The organism is Zobellella iuensis (genome assembly GCF_016746085.1).
Classification (GTDB): domain Bacteria; phylum Pseudomonadota; class Gammaproteobacteria; order Enterobacterales; family Aeromonadaceae; genus Oceanimonas; species Oceanimonas iuensis.
Genome location: NZ_JAERTZ010000027.1, coordinates 1 through 649 on the forward strand (window position 1 = coordinate 1; position 649 = coordinate 649).

Annotated in this window: 2 tRNA genes and 1 rRNA gene; all 3 read left to right on the top strand. The window is 52.1% G+C overall.

Annotation, left to right across the window (positions count from 1 at the left end):
• Nucleotides 1-130 precede the first annotated feature (130 nt).
• Nucleotides 131-207, top strand: a tRNA-Ile gene (locus tag JKV55_RS16490).
• Nucleotides 208-246: 39 nt separating this feature from the next.
• Nucleotides 247-322 (top strand) — tRNA-Ala (locus tag JKV55_RS16495).
• A gap of 244 nt (nucleotides 323-566) precedes the next feature.
• A 23S ribosomal RNA gene (locus tag JKV55_RS16500) occupies nucleotides 567-649 on the top strand; the annotation flags it as partial.

A 649-nucleotide genomic window follows, 5' to 3' on the forward strand; every position in this document is an offset into this window, starting at 1 on the left:
TTGCTTGATATGAATAGAGTGACTTGCACACGAGCCTTGCTGGTGTGCATAACGTCGGGTCTGTCGCTCGGCTGGTTGACGCGCCACGCCCTTGGGGATGGCTGAGGTCGGTCGGTGAGCGCACGAGATTGGGTCTGTAGCTCAGGTGGTTAGAGCGCACCCCTGATAAGGGTGAGGTCGGTGGTTCGAGTCCACCCAGACCCACCAAATCTTCCTGTAAGGTTTGGTGATGGCGGTACGCTGAATGGGGCTATAGCTCAGCTGGGAGAGCGCCTGCTTTGCACGCAGGAGGTCAGCGGTTCGATCCCGCTTAGCTCCACCATTTGGCACCGGGAAAAAATGTCAAAGTCATACGTTGAACGTCAATGTATCACTTTGACTTTTTATAAGTCACGCTCTTTAACAATCTGGAAAAGCTGATGAAATTAATAAGTTCTTGATACTGCAAGTGTCTTGGAACTTCTTGGCGAAAAATTGTTGTAAGCATCAGTCACTGATGCAGCGACTCCGCCGAAGTCAGTGCTGTCGGTTCCTTCGGGTCCGATACACACTTCTTGGGGTTGTATGGTTAAGTGACTAAGCGTGCACGGTGGATGCCTTGGCAGTCAGAGGCGATGAAGGACGTGCTAACCTGCGTTAAGCACGGGTG